The organism is Pseudomonas sp. GW821-FHT02C04 (assembly GCF_059421845.1).
In genome coordinates, this window is the sequence record NZ_JBWKVT010000008.1 from 96,855 (window position 1) to 113,314 (window position 16,460).

Here is a 16,460-nt window from a genome sequence, read left to right on the forward strand (position 1 = left end):
GCTCACCTCTTGCTCTTGATCGCAGTGCCAAGCACTTGCAGGTAGGAGACGAGGGCGTCCATTTCGGTCTTGCCCTTGAGGCTGGCCACCGCGCCGCTGATGTCGTCGTCGGTGTACGGCACACCGAGGGTGCGCATGACCTTGAGCTTGGTTTCGGTGTGGCTGCTGTCGACCGGTTGGGTGACCAGCCATGGATAGGCCGGCATTTTCGATTCCGGTACGACGTTGCGCGGGTTGTACAAGTGCGCACGGTGCCAGTCATCCGAGTAGCGCGCGCCGACCCGGGCCAGATCCGGGCCGGTACGCTTCGAGCCCCACAGGAACGGGTGATCCCACACGCTCTCACCGGCCACCGAGTAGTGCCCGTAGCGTTCGGTTTCGGCGCGGAACGGACGGATCATCTGCGAGTGGCAGCCGACGCAGCCTTCGCGGATGTAGATGTCACGGCCTTCCAGTTGCAGCGCGGTGTAGGGCTTCATGCCTTCCACCGGTTTGTTGGTCACGTCCTGGAAGAACAGCGGGACGATCTGGGTCAGGCCGCCGATGCTCACGGCGAACACCATCAGCAGCATCAACAGGCCGACGTTCTTTTCAATCGTTTCGTGTTTCATGGCGGACTCCTCAGGCCATCTGCGCGGCAGCAACGACGTCAGCAGGCTGCGAGGCCCGCACGGTGCGCCAGGTGTTGTAAGCCATCAGGAACATGCCGCTGAGGAAGATCGCCCCGCCAATCAGCCGCACGACAAAGCCCGGGTGGCTGGCCACCAGGGTTTCGACGAAGGAGTAGGTCAGCGTGCCGTCCTCATTCACCGCACGCCACATCAGGCCCTGGGCGATGCCGTTGACCCACATCGAAGCGATGTAGAGCACGGTGCCGATGGTCGCGAGCCAGAAGTGCGCGTTGATCAGGCCGATGCTGTGCATCTGCTCTTTGCCGAAGATTTTCGGGATCATGTGGTACAGCGCGCCGATGGAAATCATCGCCACCCAGCCGAGCGCGCCGGCGTGTACGTGGCCGATGGTCCAGTCGGTGTAGTGGGAGAGGGCGTTCACTGTCTTGATCGCCATCATCGGACCTTCGAAGGTCGACATGCCGTAGAACGCCAGCGAGACCACGAGGAAGCGCAGGATCGGGTCGCTGCGCAACTTATGCCAGGCGCCCGAGAGCGTCATCATGCCGTTGATCATGCCGCCCCAGCTCGGTGCCAGCAGTACCAGCGACATCACCATGCCCAGCGACTGCGCCCAGTCCGGCAGCGCGGTGTAGTGCAAGTGGTGCGGGCCGGCCCAGATGTACAGGGTGATCAGCGCCCAGAAGTGCACGATCGACAGGCGATACGAATACACCGGGCGTTCAGCCTGTTTCGGCACGAAGTAGTACATCATCCCGAGGAAACCGGCGGTGAGGAAAAAGCCTACGGCGTTGTGGCCGTACCACCATTGCACCATCGCGTCGGTCGCACCGGCGTACACCGAGTAGGACTTGGTGAAGCTCACCGGCAACTCAAGGTTGTTGACGATGTGCAGGATCGCCACGGTGATGATGAACGCGCCGAAGAACCAGTTGCCCACATAAATGTGCTTGGTCTTGCGCTGCATGATCGTGCCGAAGAACACGATGGCGTAGGCGACCCAGACGATGGTGATCAGGATGTCGATCGGCCATTCCAGCTCGGCGTATTCCTTGGAGCTGGTGTAACCCAGCGGCAGGCTGATGGCCGCCAGCAGGATCACCAGTTGCCAGCCCCAGAAGCAGAAGGCGGCGATTTTCGGCGCGAACAGTTGGGTCTGGCAGGTGCGCTGCACCGAGTAGAACGAACTGGCGAACAAGGCACAGCCGCCGAACGCGAAGATCACCGCGTTGGTGTGCAGCGGGCGCAGGCGTCCGAAGCTGGTCCACGGCAGGTTGAAGTTGAGTTCGGGCCAGACCAATTGAGCCGCGAGAAAAACCCCGAGCCCCATGCCGACGATGCCCCACACCACCGTCATAATGGCGAATTGGCGGACCACCTTGTAGTTGTAGGCGGTACTGATAGAAGTGTTCATGGTTCCCCATCCACGGTTCAGCCGAAGTGAGCGCGCGCAGAAAACGCCGCGAATCCTTCGCCTGGAGTTATAGGCAGACTAAAAGCGAGGCAAGCATGGACAAACAGCACAAGGCCAGTATTGACGGGGATCAATGGGCGCAGTGCCTGCGGGATCACGGGTGGCTTTGGGATGCGGCTGTTGGGGAGGCTTCGGCGACGCTCATTCTCGCGCATGGTGCGGGGGCGCCGATGGACAGTGATTGGATGACGGATGTGGCTGGGCGCCTTGCTGGGCTTGGTATCAACGTGTTGCGGTTTGAGTTTCCTTATATGGCGCAGCGGCGGGTTGATGGGGTCAAGCGACCGCCGAATCCTGCGGGGAAATTGCAGGAGTGCTGGCGTGAGGTTTATGGCTTGGTGCGACTTCATGTCGCTGGAGTTTTGGCGGTTGGCGGGAAGTCGATGGGGGGGCGGATGGCTAGTCTCTTGGCCGATGAGTTGGGGGCTGATGCGTTGGTTTGTCTGGGGTATCCGTTTTATGCGGTGGGGAAACCGGAGAAACCACGGGTCGAACATCTGGCTGGGTTGAAGACTCGGACGTTGATTGTTCAGGGTGAGCGGGATGCGCTTGGCAATCGGGACGCTGTCGGGGCTTACGATCTATCGCCGAGTATTGAGGTGTTTTGGCTGGCCTCTGGGGATCATGATTTGAAGCCGCTCAAGGTTTCCGGGTTTACGCATGAGCAGCATTTGGCTAGCGCCGCGCAGAAGGTAGCCGAGTTTCTTTAGTGTTGATTGAGCCGAGCCGAAATTTTGAAACTCATGAAGATCGGCTCCCTTTCCCCCTCGCCCCCTTGGGGGAGAGGGCTGGGGTGAGGGGGTAGATCTTGAACGTTGCACATTTTTCGATCTGTATGCATATCCGTTGCTGCGGTAACGGCCACCTAGGGTTTCGCCCTTACGGCGACTCACTTTTTTGACAAACGCCTCAAAAAAGTAAGCAAAAAAAGGCTTGCTCCTACGTTCGGCCCGCTCGCTAAGGCTCGGGGTTCCTTCGCTCCGGGATTCATCCGGGGGGGCATCGCCTACGGTTTGCTTCGCTGCACCTCCTCTCGATGTGTTTGGCTGCGCCAAACGGTCGCTGCGCTCCCACCTCCGGATAAATCCCTCCACTCAGCCTTCCGACGTCGCCTGTGGATCAAGATCAAAAGCTGCAGCCGAGCTAACGCTCATCCTGTTGAGTGGTAGAAGCAGTAAAGCGCAGGTCGTGAGGGCGAATAAAGTTATGGGGTGTATAAGAGAGGGATATTCCATTGTATGTAATGGGTTTTCTTGAAAGTTCTTCGCCGTGAAAAATTTGAAATTTACTTTGTTTACCTATATGGCGACGGTGATAGGCTTGAACTTTTTCTTCTGATTTCGATAGCTTAATGATCTAAAAGACTGTTACTTCTGACAGTGGTCTCGAAGTTCAGCATGGAAGAATAATAAGCTTCACAGGCAGTTCTGCTCGTATAAGGCCAGCAGATACAGGAAAACGGACGAGTGTATTAGCGACGGCGGATTAAGACACAAGCTTACTGACGGCAGAAGTGACGCGGGCCAGTGTTCTATTGGCTCTGCGTGCTCAGTCGGATTACTGGGACTTGTACCCCTCGTTACTGACGCACGTTCATTAGACAAATCAGGAGAGGTCCAAATGTCCTATATAGAGCTAAGCGTTCTCAGGGACGAAGTGTCCGGTGAAAAAATCTTCCACGGATTGAACGCGCAGGGATTAGCGTGTATTGGAATGAGCATTTCTAGGGAGGGAGAGTACGAGGTAATTAGATGCGAACTTGACGACGGGGGCGGTGCTTCGTACAGAAATGAGCAGACGGACGCAGACTTGCTAATCAAGATTGCGGAAGGGCTCGTAAGAGAGGAAGTGTATATAGCCGGGCCGTTGTCGAGAAGTACATCAACCTCGAGGCGCAAGGACGAAATAGCCGAGCTGATTGCCCAGATTGAGATAGTCCTAAGCAGACCTACGGAAGATGTGTGGCAAATTAGCGCGCCAGTCGTAACAAACGAACCGCCGCCGCCGAGTAAGCACCCTTACGGTTCATTGGCGTGGGCGAATGAGGTACTCCCCGGTCGGCTGTAATAGGTACAGTTCACCCGTTCCCGGATGATTCCTTCCTCTCAGCCTTCCGACGCCGCTCGAAGATCAAAAGCGCTACTCGAGCTAACGCTCATCGTTTTGAGTGGTTTGGCGGACGGTTTGGTTTCAGTGTCGAGCCCTCACCCCAGCCCTCCCGAAACGTCGGACCGCCCGAAGGAGAGGGCTGAATGGGGAGCTTTCAAGCGCAAGTTCAACTCGGTACCCCACGTCGGCGTACCTCGCCCAAACACCTCCGTCAGTTCCCTCTCCCTCGGGGAGAGCGCTAGGGTGAGGGGGAAGGTTTCACTGCCACACCACAAAAACTGAAAGCTCCCCCAATCCCAGCATTTCCAGCACATAAACACGATCGCGTGACCACGTATAAAGTACACGAACCGTTACGCCATAAGGGCTACAACACCTTGCGTCGTTGCCTACGCGTACGCCAGAATCCGCCGGCTTACGCGGCTATGGGATGGGATATATCGTTTCTCTGTCACTGAAAAACAGTGATCGGGTTTGGTAGCCCGCTTCGTTTACGGTCGTATGGCATCACCCTATGCAGCCTCTTTTTTGCGGCTCAGTTTTATATGGTGGACATGCGTGGGGCTCATTCGTGAGCGCCGGGTTCCGTACTCGACCGGTCTACCAACCCGCGCATGGCCGCCACCCATCGTTTGGTAGCGTGGGTGATGGCTCCTATTTTTCGATACGGAGCTTCATATATGTTCAAAGCCACACCAAACCCGCCAGAAACCGATCCAACCTCCAACGACCCCGCGCTCGAATCCCAAAAGACAAAAGAAGCCGCCGACCGCGCACTCGACTTTTACCTCGGCCCTGAAATCCCGAAGTACTTCCCACCCAAGGCCCGCCCCATCTACATGGTCGATCCCACGCTTGATGACGAAACGCTCCTCGTCGAAGCCTGCGAATCGCTGTCATCAGCCAACGCCATGGCCGGCAATATCGCCAACTCGGTAAAAGGTCCTGAGCGCAAACCGCTGCTGGCGCTGCAACAGCTGATCATGTTGAACGAGCTGCTGGTAAATCGGCTGCTGGACAGGCTTCGTTTGCCTCAGTAGTGAATGAACGAGTGACACTTACCTGTGATAGCGAGCTGAACTCTAATCTTGAACAACATAGAGATCAGCTCCCTTTCCCCCTCGCCCCCTTGGGGGAGAGGGCTGGGGTGAGGGGGGGGGGCACTGACACAATAAAAAACCCGGAAGCTCTCGCTATCCGGGTTTTTTGTATTGCAGAACAATCAGCGGTTAAACCGCTCCACCAACGAGTATTGCGTGTTGGCAGTCTTGGTCAGCTCTTCACTCAGCAACGCCGAGTTATGCGCCTGTTCCGAGGTCTGGTCTGCCAGTTCCGAGATGTTGCTGATGTTGCGGCTGATTTCTTCAGCCACGGCACTTTGCTCTTCGGTCGCGGCGGCGATCTGGGTGGTCATGTCGGTGATGTTGGCCACCGCTTCGCTGATGCCGACCAGTGCCTGGTCTGCTTCCAGAACCCGTGCCACACCTTCTTCCGCCTGGCGATGGCCGGCTTCCATGGTTTGTACGGCGCTGGACGCAGTCTGTTGCAGCTTGGCGATCAGGGCGTGGATCTGGCCGGTGGATTCGCTGGTGCGTTGCGCCAGTTGGCGAACTTCGTCAGCGACTACGGCAAAACCACGGCCCATCTCGCCGGCACGCGCTGCTTCAATCGCAGCGTTGAGCGCGAGCAGGTTGGTCTGGTCGGCGATGCCTTTGATCACGTCGACCACGCCGCCGATTTCGTCGCTGTCCTTGGCCAGTTGGGTGACGGTCAGGCCGGTTTCACCCACGACTACGGACAGACGCTGGATGGCTTCGCGGGTTTCGCCGGCGATGTCGCGGCCGCGGCCGGTCAGGCGATTGGCTTCCTGGGTGGCGTCGGCAGTGCGCTGGACGTGGCTCGCCACTTCTTGCGTGGTGGCGGCCATCTGGTTGACGGCGGTGGCGACCTGTTCGGTTTCCACGCGCTGGCGTTCCAGGCCGATGGAGCTGTTGTGCGCCAGACTGTCGGACTGTTTGGCCTGATCGGTCAGGTGCTCGGCGGTGTCCTGCAGACGGGTCAGGCAGGTTTTCAGGCGCGCTTCCTGGCTGAGGATCGACATCTCCAGACGCGCCTGGGCGCCACGGCTGTCGGTGTACATCTGCGCGATCAACGGGTCGGAGGTGGTCTGCTCGGCCAGGCGCAGCAGACGCTTGAGCCCGCGTTGTTGCCATTGCAGGCCCAGCAGGCCCAGCGGCACCGACAGACCGGCGGCGAGGGCGAAGCCCCACTGCGAGTTCAGGGTGGCGCCGATCATGAAGCTCAACTGGCTGACCAGAATGAACGGCAGCCAGTCCTGCACGATCGGCAGCCATTTGTCGCTCGAAGGAATCGCCGACTTGCCCTGGTTGATGCGTTGGTAGAGCGCTTCGGCACGGCGGATCTGTTCGGCGGACGGTTTGACCCGCACCGACTCGTAACCGACCACCTGACTGCCATCGAACACCGGCGTTACATAGGCGTTCACCCAGTAATGATCACCGGTCTTGCAGCGATTCTTGACAATGCCCATCCATGGCAAGCCTTGTTTCAGTGTGCCCCACATGTGCGAAAACACCGCGGCCGGGACGTCGGGGTGACGAACCAGGTTGTGCGGCGCACGGATCAGTTCCTCACGCGAAAACCCGCTGATTTCGACGAAAGCGTCGTTGCAGTAGGTGATCACGCCTTTGGCGTCGGTTGTGGAAATCAACCGTTGCTGAGCCGGGAAAGTCCGTTCGCGTTGTGTAATGGGCTGGTTATTACGCATGGTTTTTCAATCCGCAAGGCTTTGAAAGGTTGTCGGCGGGGTCGGCGATTTGTTGAAGTTTTTTTTCATTTATAAGTACGGCGTCGCAAAACGGGGCTTGCTTCAACCCGCGAGCATCGGATAGGTGAACAGGCCGAAGTGCAGCAGGTTCAGACCAAAGTGCGTCATGATCGCCGCGCCGAGCCCGCCAAAACGGTAGGCCAGACCATAGCCGACACCCGCCAGGCCCGCCAGCAACACCCATTGCCAGCCGGCGCCCACATGCACCAGGCCGAACAGCAGGGACGCGAGCAGCAGCGCAAGGTTTTCACCGTAGGGCAGGTGTTTGAAATACCGGCTGAGTCCGCCCTGTATATAGCCGCGAAACAGCGCTTCTTCGACCAGTGTCACCAGCAGCAGGTTGTTCAGCACCCACAGCCACGCCTGATCCGGCCATTTCGGCGCCCAGGTGATCATGCCCAGCAACACCGCGCCGCCGAGCGCCAGAATCACGCTCAACGTCAGTGCCAGCGCGGTGGCATACACCGTCAGGCGCAACGAGCGCCGCGCGACGATCCATGGGCAGGCCAGTAGCAACCAGAAACCAATCAGCGGTTTGTCGAGATTCACGAACATCGAGAACGGCACGGCGTTGTCGGTGAAGCGCTGCGCCGGAATGGCCCGGCCATTGTAGAAGCCCGGCAGCCAGTGCATGGCCAGCGCCAAGGCCAGCACGACAAACAGGCCATGGCCGAGAAAACGCCCGACAGGCACGGTTTGCTGGCGCACGGCGTAACCGGCGAACAGCAACAGTGCTATGGAGATCAGCGCCAGCCAGCCGAGCTGGCCGAAGCTCAGCGCCAATCCGTAACCAAGGCTGAGAAGCCCGAGATAGAGCCATGGCAGAGCTGTCATGGAAAGTCCTTGTGCACGATTTGTGGACAGGCTTTCTACACGGGTGGGGGCGAGGGGACAAGTGAAGGTGTAGGGGAAAAACGGGACGCAAGCCCTGTAGGTTGGTCCCCACAGGGCCTGTGCTGCGCACGAATCAGCGCAGGTTGAGCTTCGCCGCCGCGCGTTCGGTGATTTCCCTGCGCAGCTTCAACGACGGCGCCGCACGCTTGCGCGCCTCATCGACAATCCCGCTCGGCGCCGTCTCCGGGCTACCCGAATCAAACGGCGGCGCCGGCGCATATTCCAGCTGCAACTGCACCAGTTGCGCAGTGTCGACGCCGACCAGTTCCTGCGCCAGGGTCAGGGCAAAATCGATCCCGGCCGTGATGCCGCCCCCGGTAAACAGATTGCCGTCACGCACCACCCGATCCTTTACCGCAATTGCGCCCAGTGTCGGCAGCAGATCGTGATAAGCCCAGTGCGTGGTCGCCCGTTTGCCCTGCAACAGACCCGCCGCCCCAAGTACCAGCGAACCGGTGCACACCGACGTCACATAACGCGCCTGCGCCGCTTGCGATTTGATGAAGGCCAGCGTCTGCTCATCCTCCATCAACGGCCCAACGCCCGCGCCGCCGGGAACGCAGATCACGTCCAGATCCGGGCAGTCCTCGAACGTGGTGGTCGGTTTCAGCACCAGCCCGGTGCTGGCGGTGACCGGCACCAGATCCTTCCAGATCAGGTGCACCTGCACGTCCGGCAACGAGGCCAGTACGTCATACGGGCCGGTCAGGTCGAGTTGCTGCACCTGGGGAAACAACAGAAAACCGATCTGCAACGCCATGATTCTTCTCCGTGAAAAGGGGTGGACGGCTTCACTGTAGGCGCGTAGGTTTTGGCGCATACGCCAATCAGCCCACGAATTACGCCAAATGCCGAAAACCATCCACGTACTTGCGTTCGCCAATGTGCAATTGCTCGACGTCACCGGGCCGTTGCAGGTCTTCGCCTCGGCCAACGACATTGCCCGCCAGCAGGGTCTGCCTGCGCCGTACGCACCAACGGTTATCGCCAGCGGCGGTGGGGCGGTGAACTCTTCTGCCGGGTTGGCGATGCTGGCCGAATCGCTGCCGGAGCAACCCAGCGATACGCTGATCATCGCCGGCGGCTGGGGCGTCTACGCCGCTGCCGAAAACGCCGGGCTGGTGAGTTGGGTGCGTGAACATGCGAGCGGCTGCCGGCGCGTGGCTTCGGTCTGCACGGGCGCCTTTCTGCTGGCCGCCAGCGGCTGGCTCGACGGTCGCCGGGTTGTCACCCACTGGACCCGCTGCGAGCAACTGGCGCAGCAACACCCGCGCTTGCAGGTTGAGCCCAATCCCATTTTCATCAACGACGGCCCGGTCTGGACCTCGGCGGGCGTCACCGCCGGCATCGACCTGGCGCTGGCCATGGTCGAAGACGACCTGGGGCGCGACATGGCCCTGGACGTCGCCCGGCAACTGGTGGTGTTCCTCAAGCGCCCGGGCGGGCAGTCGCAATTCAGCGTGACGCTGTCACTGCAAAAACAGGGCAACCGCTTCGATGATTTACACGCGTGGATTGCCGAACACCTGACCTGCGACCTGGGCATCCCCACTCTCGCCGAACAGGCCGGCATGAGCGAACGCAGTTTCGTGCGCCACTACCGCGCCGACACCGGCCAGACCCCGGCCCGCGCCATCGAACTGATCCGCGTCGAAACCGCCCGCCGGTTGTTGAGCGATACCGGGTTGCCGATCAAACGGGTTGCTGCCAACTGCGGCTTCGGTAGCGAGGAAACCTTAAGGCGCAGTTTCCTGCGGGCCATGGGGGTGACGCCGCAGGCTTATCGGGAGCGGTTTTCGGTTAGTGCTGCAACAGATCCAGCCATGCTTTAAGCGTTTGCTGCATGGTCATTAAATGGGTTTGAGAAGGGCATGATGTTTCAGAATGGTTCCATACAACTTGATCGGATCGTTAAGGATTCCGTAGACGTATAGAACGAGGCTGATCGTCATGCACACTGCCAGTAAACAAGGGGCAAATCGGTTAATAAGAGAGGCAGGGTCGATGGTGGGCTTCATGACGTGCCGAAGGAAGAACCCCAATATTATGATGAGAATCGGAAGCACGATCAGGGGGATGGTGTATTCCGAGAACGCGACCTTTTGTAGGGCGGAGCTGAACGTACCGAATAAAGTGAACCCCAGTACTATCGTAAAAAAAGCGGTCCCACCGGTAAGAAACGTCAAGTTTTTCGAAACCCGATTGATGGTGTCCACGGAGCCTTTATCAAACACGTAGATGGCGAGCATGCAAGACCACACGATAAAGAACGGCAAAGTACTGGCAAGCAACTTGTCGCGCACCATGCCATTGATATCGATAAGGTCTGCTACAAGCTTGTTGGTATTGACGAGCTCGGCAATCCATTGATAAGCGTCGGATACGATAAAGGGCCCAATCAAAATGTAGCCGACGACACCTCCTGCGACAGAGCACACCCATAAAACCAAAAGCCGATACTTTTTGTAGAAATCCATTACGGCACAGACATTTGCCAATACGTTGTTCAATTTGATTCTCGATTTTCAGAGGGTACGGGTAGGTGAGTTTGCTACTGAGGAAAACCGTCTGGTTTATCAGGTTTTAAGCCTCGGCTTCCGCCACCTGATTGAAATACTTGCTGCGATCCGGCGTAAACGTCACCACCATTTTCGTCCGCGAGCAGGTCATGACTCGTTCGGAACCCAGATCAATATCCAGATCCTCCCCACGCAAACCCTGCCACTGAGCCAGGTATTTCAGCGATCCGTATTTTTCATTCTTCTTCAGGCTGCGACTGACCCCGCCTTTCCAGCCCAGTACCGGCAGTTCATCGGCACTGCAGCGTTGAGCGAGGTCGGGGAAGCGGGTGGCGCGCTGGCGGCCGATTTCCCAGCATTTGATCAGGCCCTTGTCGGCGGCTTCCCACAGTTCGTCGCGGGTCAGGCCCGTGCGCAGAGGGGAATCGATGGGGCGGTGGATGCGTTGGCTCATTCTGGTTCCTTGAATCGGGTTTTTATTGGACAGCTCCGCTGTGCCCGTTGCGGTGGATGGTAGGGGGGGATGTAACAGCTGGCAACAAGGTATTTCGGGGTGTAAGTGCGAGTTACGGGGGAGAGATGTTTGGGATTTGTTTAGTGGATGTAGGCGTCAGGTTTTGCGAGTTGTGGCGAGGGAGCTTGCTCCCGCTCGGCTGCGTAGCAGTCGCAAAGCCGGGCTATGAAGTCTCTCAGGAGAAATGTAGGGGCAGGGCCTGGGGCCGTTGCACGACCCTGCGGGAGCAAGCTCCCTCGCCACGGGCGCTGTGATTCTGTTTATTTACGTGTAGGGATTAGCCCCGATCAGAGCGAGAGCGGGGCATATTTCCTACAAACTCTGATGGCTTTACGGCTGCCATTCACTCTTCTCCCCACTCAACTTGCGATCCAGAAAACTCGCCGCGCTGATCAGTGCCAGATGGGTCAACGCCTGGGGCGTGTTGCCCAGATGCCGGCCACGGTTGTCGAATTCCTCCGCGTACAACCCCAACGGATTGGCATAACGCAGCAGTTGCTCGAATTCCAGATGGGCCTTTTCCACTTGCCCGGCCCGGGCGAGGCATTCGACGTACCAGAACGAGCATGCAGCGAAAGCGCCTTCAGTGCCGGATAACCCATCGATCCCCGCATCGTCATTGCGATAGCGATAAACCATGCCGTCACGTACCAGATGCTTCTCGATAGCTTCCAGCGTTTCCAGCCATTTCGGATCCTTGGCACTGACGAAACGCACCAGCGGCATCAGCAGCATCGAACCGTCCAGCGCGGTGCCGCCCTGGTATTGCACGAAATGCCCGCGCTCTTCGTTCCAGAAGTTGTCCCAGATGTCGGCATGAATCGCCTGACGGGTCTGGTCCCAACGAGCGAAGGGCGCCGGCAGCGAGCGTTTCGAAGCCAGGCGGATCGCCCGGTCCAGCGCCACCCAGCACATCAGTCGTGAATGCAGAAAGTGATGTTGCTCACCGCGCATTTCCCAGATGCCTACGTCCTTGGTCTGCCAGGTCTCACAGACCTGATCGACCACTTCCATCACATGTTTCCAGCCTTCGTGGGAAATCGCGTCGCCGTATTTGTTGACCAGATAAACGGCGTCCATCAGTTCGCCGAAGATATCCAGTTGAATCTGGTCGTACGCGCCATTGCCGATGCGCACCGGTTTTGCGCCGCCATGACCGGACAAATGCGTGAGTTCGGTTTCCGGCAGTTCCTGACGGCCGTCGATGGCGTAGAGGATGTTGAGTTTCATCGACTGGCCGCTGCAATCGCTGACCCGCCCGCGCAGCCAGCGCATGTAGCCGTTGGCTTCGTCGACAAAGCCCAGGCGCATGAAGGCGTAGACGGTGAAGGAGGCGTCGCGGATCCAGGTGTAGCGATAGTCCCAGTTGCGTTCGCCGCCGGGTGTTTCCGGCAGGCCGAACGTGGCAGCGGCGAGGATTGCGCCGTGCTGGCGTGAGGTGAGTAGCTTCAGGGCCAGGGCCGAGCGGTTGACCATTTCCCGCCAGCGACCGCGATAGTTGGACTGGCCGATCCAGTCGCGCCAGAACTTCAGCGTGCGCTCGATGCACAGCTTGGCGGCCCCTTCGACGAAGCGCGGATCGTCGCTGGCGCCGAGCATGAACGCGGCGGTCTGATCCTGCTTGAGGGTGAATTGCCCGACCGCTGCATCGTTATCGACGCTCAAGGTTTGATCCGAGGCCAGCCGCAGTGTCGGCTGCCCGCTGGCGCTGAACAGCACATCCTTCTTGTCGACGGCGGCGCGAGTTTCAGCACGAGCGTAATCATGCCGAACGGCGCAGCGCAGATGAAACGTTGCCTGCCCGCTGACCACTCGCACCCGGCGGATCAACAACGGCAACGCCTCATCGTTGTCGCCAATGGGCAGCAGGTCGGTGATTTCCACCACAGCATGGTCGCTGAGCCAGCGGGTTTGCAGGACGTTGGTGTCCGGCAGGTAAATCTGCTCGCGCCGGGCATCGGGCAGGTCCGGGGCCAACTGGAAAATTCCGGCGTCGGGGGTGTCCAGCAGCGAACAGAAGATCGACGGACTGTCGAACTCCGGCCAGCAGAAAAAATCCACGCTGCCCTTGTCATTGACCAGCGCCGCGCTGCGCATGTCGCCAATGATGCCGTGGGCGTCGATGGGGCTTTGTCGTTCGGAAGGATGCTCAGCCATTGCCACGGAACTCCGGATAGAGGCTCATGCCGCCGTCGATGAACAGGGTGGTGCCGACGATGTAGTCGGAGGCATCGGAGGCGAGGAACACCACGGCGTTGGCCACATCCTCGACATCGCCGATGCGCCCGTAAGGGATGAGCTTGAGCAGGGCTTTCCCGGCCTCGCCTTCGGTGGCGTCCTTATTGATGGCCGTGCGGATCGCCCCCGGTGCGATGCCGTTGATGCGGATGCGCTGATGGCTGACTTCCTGGGCCAGGGTCTGCATCAACTGATCAACGCCGCCCTTGGACGCCGCGTAGTTCACGTGCCCGGCCCAGGGAATGCGCTGGTGCACCGAGCTCATATGGATGATCTTGCCGGCGGCTCGCGACACGCCTTCGCGCACGCCCTGGCGATTGAAGATTCGCAACGCGGCGCGGGCGCAGAGGAACTGGCCGGTGAGGTTGACGCCGATCACCGCGTTCCAGTCGGCCAACGACATATCCACAGCCGCCGCGTCTTTTTGCAGGCCGGAATTGGCCACCAGAATGTCCAGCGTTCCGAAGGCGTCCAGGGTCTGTTGGAACAGCCGCTCCACGTCTTCTTCCTTCGAGACATCCGCACCGATGGCGATGGCCTGGCCGCCATCGGCGACGATCTGCCGGGCCAGTGCTTCGGCCGGCTCGGCCTGACGGTTGTAATTGATGACCACAGCCGCGCCGGCAGCGGCCAGGGCTTTGGCGGCGCCGTGGCCGATGCCGGAACTGGCGCCGGTGACCAGTGCCACCTGACGGGCGAGGGAAATCTGCATGCAGGGTCGCGCCTTGGGTTGAGGGCTTATTTAGCTGACTGATGGGCGGCGGCGAGAGTTCATCGGGGTTCATGAAAAGATCGACAGGTTTCTCTTGTTGGGCTCCGACATCCGTATGGGACGCGGAGCGTCCCGGGCTGCATTCCCACGCAGAGCGTGGGAACGATCAACGCCTCGGCGTGGGAGCGATCATCACGCGGCAGCGATTGGCCTTGCACGCCACAGGGACTTCACATTCCACCAACAATTCCTCGCTTTCCCGCCCGTCAGGCTTTGTGGCAAGTTGGCCGCCCCTGATGAGGCTGTATCCGATGGCAAACCCTTACCGCGAACTGTTCAACGCCCCCGGCGCCCGGGCCTTTGTGATGGCCGGGATGATCGCGCGAATGCCGATTTCCATGACCGGCATCGGCGTGATCACCATGCTTTCGCAATTGACTGGCGGCTATGCGCTGGCGGGCGGGGTGGCGGCAACGTTTGCTTTGGCTACGGCGTTCTGCGCGCCGCAGGTCTCGCGGCTGGTGGACCGTTACGGTCAGGGGCGGATCTTGCCGGTGTCGGCGCTGATCGGTGGCGGGGCGTTGCTGATGTTGCTGCTGTGCACCCGTTTGCAGGCGCCGACCTGGACGCTGTTCATCTGCGCCGCGCTGGCCGGTTGCATGCCGAGCATGTCGGCGATGGTGCGGGCGCGCTGGACGGAAATCTATCGCGGCCAGCCGCAATTGCAGACCGCTTACGCGCTGGAGTCAGTGCTCGATGAGGTCTGCTTTATCGTTGGCCCGCCGCTGTCGGTGGGGCTGTGCGTCGGCGTGTTTCCCGAGGCCGGGCCGCTGGCGGCGCTGTTGATGCTGGCGATCGGCGTGACGGCGTTTGTTGCCCAGCGCAGCACCGAGCCGCCAGTGCATCCCCACGAATCAGAGCATCAAGGCTCGATCATTCGTTCGACCGATGTGCAATGGCTGCTGCTGTTGATGGTCGCCATGGGCATGATCGTCGGCGTGGTCGATGTGGTCAGCGTCGCGTTCGCCCAGCAGCAAGGGCAACCGGCAGCGGCGAGCATCGTGTTGTCGGTGTACGCCATCGGTTCCTGTCTGGCGGGTATTGCGTTTGGTGCGATGCGCTCGAAACTGCCGTTGCCGCGCCTGTTTCTCTACGGCGGATTGGCGACCGCGGTGACCACGCTGCCGCTGTTACTCGCGACCAATATTTTCGGGTTGTCCGTGGCGGTGTTCATTGCGGGGCTGTTCTTCTCGCCAACCTTGATTGTGGCGATGGCGTTGATCGAACGCATCGTGCCGCCGGCCAAACTCACCGAAGGCCTGACCTGGCTGGTGACCGGCCTGAGCATCGGCGTGGCCATCGGCGCCGCCGGTTCCGGTGCATTGGTGGATGCGTTCGGCGCCCGTAGCGGCTTCTGGCTGGCGATTGCAGCGGGTGCGGTGGTGCTGTGTTCGGCGGTGCAGAGCTTCCGCCACCTGAAATGAAATGTGCCCGTGGGCGTGAGCCGGGTGGGGAAATTTAACGCCACCGACTAATTTGCCCGGCCGGTGATCCGTACCCTTTGAAGAGACATTTTTCCGAGGGATGCGTGGTGACCAAGTTGACCCTGCTGTGCCTGCCGTATTCCGGCGCCAGTGCCATGGTCTACAGCCGCTGGCGGCCGAAGTTGCCGCAGTGGCTGCAATTGCAACCGGTGGAATTGCCGGGGCGCGGCGCCCGGTTCGGCGAACCGCTGCACACCGACATGCGGGCGCTGGCCATGCAACTGGCGAGGGAACTGCGCCCGACACTCAAGGCCCCTTACGCACTGTTCGGCCATAGCCTGGGCGCCTTGCTGGCCTGCGAGATCGCCCACGCCTTGCGCGCACTGGGCTGCCCGGAACCGGTGGCGCTGTTCGCCTCGGGCACCGCGGCGCCGACGTTGCGCGCCGACTACGACCGCGGCTTTGCCGAGCCGAAGACCGACGCCGAGCTGATCGATCAGCTGCGCACGCTCAACGGTACCAGCGAGGAAGTGCTGGCCAATGCAGAGTTGATGAGCCTGACGCTGCCGATCCTGCGCGCCGATTTCCTGCTCTGCGGCAAGTTCCAGCCATTGCAGCGGCCGCTGCTCAACTGCCCGGTGCATGTGCTCGGCGGCAAGGCCGACAAGGCGACCACCGAGCAGTTGATCGGCTGGAGCAAGGAAACCCGTGGCAGCTTCTCGGTGGACATGCTGGCCGGTGGGCACTTCTTCATTCATGAACACGAAGCCAAGGTGCTGCGGGTGATCAAGGATCAGCTCGACGTGCATCATCGTCGGCACGGCTTGATGGCTGCCGTTTAACCCGAATTCATTGCTGTCCGGAACCCTGTGAGGAGCGAGCAGGCTTGCTCCCGCAGGGTTTTTTATCGCCCGCAAATCCCCGCTGCACCTCCCTTCTGATAGTTCTTCTCAATCGCTAATTTTTCCGCTTTGCATTCGTTTTATAGGGACGACGTGCCTTTGTGCTGCCAGCCTACTGATTCGGATACCAAGAA

The 16,460-nt window shown here is 60.0% G+C and carries 15 protein-coding genes; 6 read left to right on the forward strand and 9 right to left on the reverse strand.

Translation table 11 applies throughout. From position 1 onward, the window contains the following. Nucleotides 1–2: 2 nt before the first annotated feature. Both ccoO and ccoN read right to left on the reverse strand, forming a co-directional pair. On the reverse strand, nucleotides 3–611 hold the full coding sequence (gene ccoO / locus AC07VV_RS24835; protein WP_007960355.1) for a cytochrome-c oxidase, cbb3-type subunit II: 609 nt from the start codon (nucleotides 609–611) through the stop codon (nucleotides 3–5). Between the two features lie 10 nt (nucleotides 612–621). Further along, nucleotides 622–2,046, reverse strand: coding sequence for a cytochrome-c oxidase, cbb3-type subunit I (ccoN, locus tag AC07VV_RS24840; protein WP_007960356.1), 1,425 nt, complete (start codon nucleotides 2,044–2,046; stop codon nucleotides 622–624). A gap of 95 nt (nucleotides 2,047–2,141) precedes the next feature. On the opposite strand from ccoN, the gene AC07VV_RS24845 reads away from it, so the two are divergent. From AC07VV_RS24845 to AC07VV_RS24855, 3 genes are all read left to right on the forward strand, one after another. Further along, complete coding sequence (locus AC07VV_RS24845; RefSeq protein WP_495037740.1) at nucleotides 2,142–2,816, forward strand: alpha/beta family hydrolase; 675 nt, start codon at nucleotides 2,142–2,144, stop codon at nucleotides 2,814–2,816. 910 nt (nucleotides 2,817–3,726) lie between these two features. Then, entirely contained in the window at nucleotides 3,727–4,173 is a 447-nt protein-coding gene (locus tag AC07VV_RS24850; protein WP_495037741.1) for a hypothetical protein, read from the forward strand. A 722-nt stretch (nucleotides 4,174–4,895) separates the two neighbouring features. Then, nucleotides 4,896–5,255 carry a DUF6124 family protein gene (locus tag AC07VV_RS24855; RefSeq protein ID WP_400758580.1) on the forward strand — a complete coding sequence of 120 codons (360 nt, stop codon included), beginning with the start codon at nucleotides 4,896–4,898 and terminating at the stop codon, nucleotides 5,253–5,255. A 182-nt stretch (nucleotides 5,256–5,437) separates the two neighbouring features. Here AC07VV_RS24855 and AC07VV_RS24860 read toward each other — a convergent pair whose 3' ends face one another. The 3 genes from AC07VV_RS24860 to inhA form a co-directional block, all read right to left on the reverse strand. Beyond that, nucleotides 5,438–7,003 carry a methyl-accepting chemotaxis protein gene (locus tag AC07VV_RS24860; protein WP_096822476.1) on the reverse strand — a complete coding sequence of 522 codons (1,566 nt, stop codon included), beginning with the start codon at nucleotides 7,001–7,003 and terminating at the stop codon, nucleotides 5,438–5,440. Between the two features lie 102 nt (nucleotides 7,004–7,105). After that, nucleotides 7,106–7,897, reverse strand: a complete 792-nt coding sequence (locus tag AC07VV_RS24865) for a CPBP family intramembrane glutamic endopeptidase (protein WP_495037742.1) — start codon at nucleotides 7,895–7,897, stop codon at nucleotides 7,106–7,108. A 133-nt stretch (nucleotides 7,898–8,030) separates the two neighbouring features. Further along, nucleotides 8,031–8,717, reverse strand: coding sequence for an isonitrile hydratase (gene inhA, locus AC07VV_RS24870; protein WP_475274809.1), 687 nt, complete (start codon nucleotides 8,715–8,717; stop codon nucleotides 8,031–8,033). A gap of 88 nt (nucleotides 8,718–8,805) precedes the next feature. Here inhA and AC07VV_RS24875 point away from each other — a divergent pair, with 88 nt between their 5' ends. Continuing rightward, nucleotides 8,806–9,789 carry a GlxA family transcriptional regulator gene (locus AC07VV_RS24875; RefSeq protein ID WP_495037743.1) on the forward strand — a complete coding sequence of 328 codons (984 nt, stop codon included), beginning with the start codon at nucleotides 8,806–8,808 and terminating at the stop codon, nucleotides 9,787–9,789. 18 nt (nucleotides 9,790–9,807) lie between these two features. Here the strand turns inward: AC07VV_RS24875 and AC07VV_RS24880 are convergent, their stop codons facing one another. From AC07VV_RS24880 to AC07VV_RS24895, 4 genes are all read right to left on the reverse strand, one after another. Then, entirely contained in the window at nucleotides 9,808–10,467 is a 660-nt protein-coding gene (locus AC07VV_RS24880) for a hypothetical protein (RefSeq protein ID WP_495037744.1), read from the reverse strand. Nucleotides 10,468–10,540: 73 nt separating this feature from the next. Then, the gene (locus AC07VV_RS24885) at nucleotides 10,541–10,930 is read right to left on the reverse strand and encodes a hypothetical protein (RefSeq protein ID WP_495037745.1); all 390 of its coding nucleotides are present in this window, start codon (nucleotides 10,928–10,930) and stop codon (nucleotides 10,541–10,543) included. A 390-nt stretch (nucleotides 10,931–11,320) separates the two neighbouring features. Next, entirely contained in the window at nucleotides 11,321–13,147 is a 1,827-nt protein-coding gene (locus AC07VV_RS24890) for a glycoside hydrolase family 15 protein (RefSeq protein ID WP_495037746.1), read from the reverse strand. Next, on the reverse strand, nucleotides 13,140–13,940 hold the full coding sequence (locus AC07VV_RS24895) for a glucose 1-dehydrogenase (RefSeq protein ID WP_495037747.1): 801 nt from the start codon (nucleotides 13,938–13,940) through the stop codon (nucleotides 13,140–13,142). The genes AC07VV_RS24890 and AC07VV_RS24895 overlap by 8 nt, the downstream gene beginning before the upstream one ends. Before the next feature lie 311 nt (nucleotides 13,941–14,251). Here AC07VV_RS24895 and AC07VV_RS24900 point away from each other — a divergent pair, with 311 nt between their 5' ends. After that, the gene (locus tag AC07VV_RS24900; RefSeq protein WP_102621948.1) at nucleotides 14,252–15,424 is read left to right on the forward strand and encodes an MFS transporter; all 1,173 of its coding nucleotides are present in this window, start codon (nucleotides 14,252–14,254) and stop codon (nucleotides 15,422–15,424) included. Between the two features lie 104 nt (nucleotides 15,425–15,528). Then, a complete protein-coding gene (locus tag AC07VV_RS24905; protein ID WP_495037748.1) occupies nucleotides 15,529–16,266 on the forward strand; it encodes a thioesterase II family protein in 738 nt (245 codons plus the stop codon). The last annotated feature ends 194 nt before the right edge of the window (nucleotides 16,267–16,460 follow it).

Bases quoted from the DNA above. Each gene is read 5' to 3' on its own strand.
- AC07VV_RS24860 (WP_096822476.1), bottom strand. From the start codon at position 7,003: ATGCGTAATAACCAGCCCATTACACAACGCGAACGGACTTTCCCGGCT.
- ccoO (WP_007960355.1), bottom strand. From the start codon at position 611: ATGAAACACGAAACGATTGAAAAGAACGTCGGCCTGTTGATGCTGCTG.
- AC07VV_RS24865 (WP_495037742.1), bottom strand. From the start codon at position 7,897: ATGACAGCTCTGCCATGGCTCTATCTCGGGCTTCTCAGCCTTGGTTAC.
- AC07VV_RS24900 (WP_102621948.1), top strand. From the start codon at position 14,252: ATGGCAAACCCTTACCGCGAACTGTTCAACGCCCCCGGCGCCCGGGCC.
- AC07VV_RS24885 (WP_495037745.1), bottom strand. From the start codon at position 10,930: ATGAGCCAACGCATCCACCGCCCCATCGATTCCCCTCTGCGCACGGGC.
- AC07VV_RS24875 (WP_495037743.1), top strand. From the start codon at position 8,806: ATGCCGAAAACCATCCACGTACTTGCGTTCGCCAATGTGCAATTGCTC.
- inhA (WP_475274809.1), bottom strand. From the start codon at position 8,717: ATGGCGTTGCAGATCGGTTTTCTGTTGTTTCCCCAGGTGCAGCAACTC.
- AC07VV_RS24855 (WP_400758580.1), top strand. From the start codon at position 4,896: ATGTTCAAAGCCACACCAAACCCGCCAGAAACCGATCCAACCTCCAAC.
- AC07VV_RS24890 (WP_495037746.1), bottom strand. From the start codon at position 13,147: ATGGCTGAGCATCCTTCCGAACGACAAAGCCCCATCGACGCCCACGGC.
- ccoN (WP_007960356.1), bottom strand. From the start codon at position 2,046: ATGAACACTTCTATCAGTACCGCCTACAACTACAAGGTGGTCCGCCAA.
- AC07VV_RS24850 (WP_495037741.1), top strand. From the start codon at position 3,727: ATGTCCTATATAGAGCTAAGCGTTCTCAGGGACGAAGTGTCCGGTGAA.
- AC07VV_RS24895 (WP_495037747.1), bottom strand. From the start codon at position 13,940: ATGCAGATTTCCCTCGCCCGTCAGGTGGCACTGGTCACCGGCGCCAGT.
- AC07VV_RS24845 (WP_495037740.1), top strand. From the start codon at position 2,142: ATGGACAAACAGCACAAGGCCAGTATTGACGGGGATCAATGGGCGCAG.